General features: G+C 46.3%; 5 protein-coding genes. 1 reads left to right on the top strand and 4 read right to left on the bottom strand.

All coding sequences use genetic code 11. The features are described from left to right. A partial coding sequence (locus QUA38_RS08115) for an ATP-binding protein (RefSeq protein ID WP_333160739.1) occupies positions 1–492 on the top strand: 492 nt, incomplete at its 5' end. Positions 493–812: 320 nt separating this feature from the next. Here the strand turns inward: QUA38_RS08115 and QUA38_RS08110 are convergent. The 4 genes from QUA38_RS08110 to QUA38_RS08095 all read right to left on the bottom strand — a co-directional run bounded on the left by QUA38_RS08110 (position 813) and on the right by QUA38_RS08095 (position 4,952). Beyond that, positions 813–1,193 carry a hypothetical protein gene (locus tag QUA38_RS08110; protein ID WP_333160737.1) on the bottom strand — a complete coding sequence of 127 codons (381 nt, stop codon included), beginning with the start codon at positions 1,191–1,193 and terminating at the stop codon, positions 813–815. A 95-nt stretch (positions 1,194–1,288) separates the two neighbouring features. Beyond that, positions 1,289–2,257: a protein translocase subunit SecF gene (gene secF, locus QUA38_RS08105; protein ID WP_333160734.1), complete on the bottom strand. Its 969-nt coding sequence runs from the start codon at positions 2,255–2,257 to the stop codon at positions 1,289–1,291. 162 nt (positions 2,258–2,419) lie between these two features. After that, positions 2,420–3,817, bottom strand: a complete 1,398-nt coding sequence (gene secD / locus QUA38_RS08100; protein WP_333160732.1) for a protein translocase subunit SecD — start codon at positions 3,815–3,817, stop codon at positions 2,420–2,422. A 151-nt stretch (positions 3,818–3,968) separates the two neighbouring features. After that, positions 3,969–4,952 (bottom strand): alpha-ketoacid dehydrogenase subunit beta, encoded by a 984-nt coding sequence (locus QUA38_RS08095; protein WP_333160730.1) that lies wholly within the window; start codon positions 4,950–4,952, stop codon positions 3,969–3,971. Between the last annotated feature and the right edge of the window lie 50 nt (positions 4,953–5,002).

The following is a 5,002-nucleotide window of genomic DNA, read 5'->3' as shown; positions in this document are numbered from 1 at the left end:
CTGGTGCAGTGCTATCCCGGACAGCTCAATCAGGTATTTATGAATATTTTACTTAATGCAATTTACGCTCTGGTTGAGTCTAATAAACAACACGAAAAGATTGATAAAAAAAACACGAATAAGTCGCAATCAGCCGAAGAAAACCAGTCTTGTACAAAGACTCAATCATCAGTTTCTAAGTCTACCCGCCTAATTCCTACGATTCGGATTCGCACCGAGTTAAGTGATAAAAAAAAGGTAATAATTAAAATTTCTGACAATGGCCCGGGGATGACAGAAGATGTTCGGAAGCGGTTGTTTGACCCTTTCTTTACTACTAAGCCAGTCGGCCAAGGAACGGGTTTGGGACTGTCGATTAGCTATGAAATTGTTGTCAACCAACACGGCGGCGAATTGAAGTGCTTTTCGGAACCGGGAAAAGGAGCAGAATTTGCGATCGAGATTCCACTGCAACAGTCTTCCGTAGCACAGATTTTGCCTCGCTTTGCGTGATACAGCAGAAGGAAGTTCGGCAACGGATTCGCTCGACCGATGTAACGGATGTAACTGAAATCTTGCACCATTCTCAAGGACAGGCTTTCCGGCCTGTTTCACAAGAAAATTCACTGTTTGTGGAACAGGCCCGAAAGCCTGCTCATAAAAAGCTTATTGAGAATGGTGCAAGATTTCAGATGTAACGGATGTAACGGATATCAGTTCGATGGAAGTCGGAAGAAGGAAGAAGCAATAAAAGTTAGGGACTCGGCGTTTGAAACCGCTTCAGAGTCAAACTTTCGTCCCTCTTTAAGAGATTAAAGAATAAAGCCTGTCGGCTACCGCGAACCTTTGCAAACCCACTTCCACAAAGGGTGACTCGGCCCTCGCTGGCGAATGCGGCGAACTTGTTGTTCCAAACCCTGTTTTTCCCGCATGGGCAATCCTCGTACTGTATTGCGACTTTGCCAAGTTAGCACTGCTAAAGTCATTCCCAAGCACAAACCCAAACCGAGAGTCGGCCAGCGATGAAAAGATAAACCGTAGCGCACTGCCGCCCAAGTGAAGTGTTCTAACCACAAAGCGATTTCGCGGCGCAAACCCCAAATGCTCAAAGAACCAACGCTAATCCACAGCAATATCACAGTTAACCAGCGGCCGTAAACTGTTAGTTTGTGAAGCCTTTGGACTTCTATTTGAAAAGTTTCGTCATTAGTCATTTGTTATTTGTCATTTGTCATTAGTTATTGGTTATTGATGATTTATTATTAGTCAGTCAACAGTTAACCGTCAACAGTTAACCGTCAACAGTCAATTAAACTTCCTCTGACTGGTTGATTCCTTCTACGGGGACGGGGATAGAGTGACCGGTGCGACTGCGCCACCAAGCTAGCAGCGTACTGGCAATGAAAATACTGGAATACGCACCCGCAATAAAGCCGACAATCAATGCTAAAGCAAAGTATTTGAGGGTTTCGCCGCCAAACAAAAAGATTGAAAACAAAGTCAGCAGTGTTGTCATCGTCGTGTTAATTGACCTTCCCAGCGTCTGCATGACCGCATCATCGACAATTTGATCGATCGACTGTCCCGGATTTAGCTTGATTACTTCGCGCACGCGATCGTAAATTACCACTGTATCGTTAACAGAAAAACCGATAATTGTCAATAGAGCTACCACAAATAAGCTGTCAACTTCCACTCCTTGAACTAAACCCAAAAACGAGAAAACACCAAGAGTAATCAACACGTCGTGGAAGAGAGCAACGAAAGCAAAAAAGGCATAATCCAACTGAAACCGGAATGTTAGATAAACCGTAATTCCAGCAAAGGAAAGAAATAAAGCCAACAATCCCGAAGTAAATAATTGTTTGCCGAGGGTAGGCCCAACCGTATCAATTTGAGTAGATTGAGGAGCAAAAGCGCCTATTTTCTCGCTCAAAGCTGTTTGCAAATTAGTCCGCTGTTCGACATCCAAAGTTTTTGTTCGCAGCGACAAACCGCGCTGTTCTTTGCCGATAACTTGAATGCTGCTACCTGCCAAACCTTGGGTGTCCAAGACTTGGCGGACAGCAGCAAGATCGATGGGTTTACAATTTTCCGGTTTCGTGCAGTCGAGTTCAAATTGCAGCCGAGTGCCGCCGATAAAGTCCAAACTGGGGCGCAGTGGTGCGCGGATGTCGGGACGAGTCCAAGAAATCGCCATCGACACTATACCTGCGAGGATTATAGCGGCGGAAATACTCCACCAGAGCGATCGATATTTGATTACACTGAATTTCATAATTTGAAGGAAGAGGGAAGAAGGAAGAAGGAAGAGGAAAGAAGGAAGAGGAAGGAAAGAAGGAAGAAAAACTTCTCAATGTAGGGTGGGCAATGCGTACCTTACGTAGTCTGTTAACAGTCAACAGTCAACAGTCAACAGCCAACCGTCAACCGTCAACAGTTAACTATTAGCAGTTTTCGACAAATTAGGACAGAACCACTGAGGTTTCCGCAATGCTGGAAAGCTCAATACTACGAACAGCAGAGTGCGGCTGCAAGTGAGCGCAGTAAACATACTCACTAATACGCCCAATGCCAGAGTTACAGCAAACCCTTTAACTAAACCTGCGCCTAACCAGAACAAAGCAGCACAAGCAATAACTGTTGTGACGTTGCCGTCTAAAATGCTGGAAAAAGCCCGGTAAAAACCGGATTCGACCGATCGATAAAGCGATTTCCCCGCCCGCAACTCTTCTCGCGTGCGCTCAAAAATCAGCACATTAGCATCCACAGCCATCCCGATGCTGAGCACAAAACCAGCAATTCCCGGCAGCGTTAATGTCACTCCCAAGAGCACGAAAGCTGCCCAAGTTAACAGAGCATAAATTAACAGCGCAATATTGGCAATTACGCCGGGGAGTCGATAGTAGGCAACCATGAAAATCAAGACCAAAATTAAGCCGCCGATACCTGCGTTAATACTGCTTTGAATGCTGTCTTTACCCAAGCTAGCGCCGACAGTACGGTTTTCTACAATTTCGACCGGCACAGGCAAAGCACCACCGCGCAATTGCACTGCCAAATCGTTGGCTTCTTGCGTTGTAAAGTTGCCTTGAATTACGGCACTCCCACCAGTAATTCCTGTCTGGGCAAATTCAACGCCGACGACTGGAGAACTGATCATTCTTTCGTCTAGAAAAATACCGATACTGCGTCCGGTTCCCGCTAAATTTTTAGTGAGTTGGGCAAAGAGTTCGCCTCCTTTGGTATCGAAAACAAGAGCAACGTTCCAGTTGTTCCCAGAGGCCAAGGGTTGAGGTTGAGCGTCTTTGAGGTTTTCGCCACCGAGTCCGCTGCTTTTGAAGAGTTTGGCGATCGCCTCATTGCTTCTTTTCAAAGCAGCCTGATTTTCTTTAATTGCTGCCTCATTAGGGCTGGTTTTCAATTCTGCTTGTTTGACCAGCAATTCCTGCTGCAACTGCCTTTCAATGGCTAATTGTGCTTCTGTTCCAGGCAGTTGTTCCAGAAATTCTAGCTTTGCCGTGCCGCCCAAAACTCGTTCTGCTTGCTGCGGGTCATTTACTCCGGGCAACTGCACGAGAATTTGGTCTTCTCCTACTGTTTGGACTAATGCTTCGGAAACTCCCAAACCGTTAACCCGGTTTTCGACAATCCGCCGCACAGCTTCTAACATTCCCTGGTCTATTTTGGGAATCGTGGGGGTAGTTTTTACCTGAATTGTGAGTTGCGATCCTCCTTGCAAGTCTAATCCCAGCCGCGTCGGAATTGTTACTATTACAGTAATAGCGGCGATGATTAAAACAAAAATTAGGGCTAATATTGAACGTTGTTTTTGCATATTTAATTATTAGTCATTGGTCAGTTGGCAGTTGTCAGTTGGCAGTTGGCGGTTGGCAGATTGTAGTCATCAGTCATCAGTCATCAGTCAACAGTCAACAGTCAACAGTCAACAGTCAACAGTCAACCAATGACTACTGACTAATCACTATTTATACTCGCAAAGCTACCATTTTTTGGACGGCTTCGACAATTTGAGTAGGCTGGACAATTGTCAGTCTTTCCAAATTCCCATTGTAAGGTGTGGGAATATCTTGTGAAGACAGGCGCAAAACCGGTGCGTCGAGTTCGTCAAAAAATCGATCGCTAATCGAAGCAATGAGTTCGGCACCAATGCCTCCTGTTTTCATGCACTCCTCTACAATGATTACTTTGTGAGTTTTGCGAATGGATTCGCCAATTGTCTCCATGTCCAGGGGTTTGAGAGAAATTAGGTCGATTACTTCTGGATCGTAACCTTCTTTTACCAGGGCGGGCACGGCTTGCAAGACGTGGTGCCGCATCCTGGAATAAGTCAGGATGGTGACATCTTTGCCCGATCGCACAATTTCTGCTTTGTCCAGCGGCACTAAATATTCTGTTTCTGGCAAATTTTCTTTGAGGTTGTAAAGAAGAACGTGCTCGAAAAACAGAACGGGGTTGTCGTCGCGGATGGCTGATTTTAAGAGTCCTTTGGCGTTGTAGGGAGTCGAACAGGCGACTATTTTCAAACCCGGTACAGCTTGGAAATATGCTTCTAAGCGCTGGGAGTGTTCCGCGCCGAGTTGCCGGCCCACGCCGCCTGGCCCGCGAATTACCATTGGCATTTTGAAGTTGCCACCGGATGTGTAGCGCAGCATTCCGGCGTTGTTGGAAATTTGGTTGAAGGCCAGCAGCAAAAAGCCCATGTTCATGCCTTCGATGACCGGTCGCAGTCCCGTCATTGCTGCGCCTACTGCTAGGCCTGTAAAGCTATTTTCGGCGATCGGGGTGTCGAGCACTCTAAGTTCGCCGTATTTGTTGTAGAGGTCTTTGGTGACTTTATAGGAACCGCCGTATTGACCTACGTCTTCGCCGAGTACGAATACGGCGGAGTCGCGGGCCATTTCTTCGTCTAACGCCTCGCGGAGGGCGTTGAACAATAAGGTTTCTGCCATAGGAGGTGAAGCAATGATTGCAGGAGGGTCAGATTAGAATCTTAACCTTT

This window comes from Microcoleus sp. Pol12B4 (genome assembly GCF_036701385.1).
Taxonomy (GTDB): domain Bacteria; phylum Cyanobacteriota; class Cyanobacteriia; order Cyanobacteriales; family Microcoleaceae; genus Microcoleus.
This window is presented reverse-complemented; position numbering and strand designations above follow the sequence as displayed.

What these genes read in the sequence shown, in the direction of transcription:
- QUA38_RS08110 (WP_333160737.1), bottom strand. Translation starts at nt 1,193, where the DNA reads ATGACTAATGACGAAACTTTTCAAATAGAAGTCCAAAGGCTTCACAAA.
- secF (WP_333160734.1), bottom strand. Translation starts at nt 2,257, where the DNA reads ATGAAATTCAGTGTAATCAAATATCGATCGCTCTGGTGGAGTATTTCC.
- secD (WP_333160732.1), bottom strand. Translation starts at nt 3,817, where the DNA reads ATGCAAAAACAACGTTCAATATTAGCCCTAATTTTTGTTTTAATCATC.
- QUA38_RS08095 (WP_333160730.1), bottom strand. Translation starts at nt 4,952, where the DNA reads ATGGCAGAAACCTTATTGTTCAACGCCCTCCGCGAGGCGTTAGACGAA.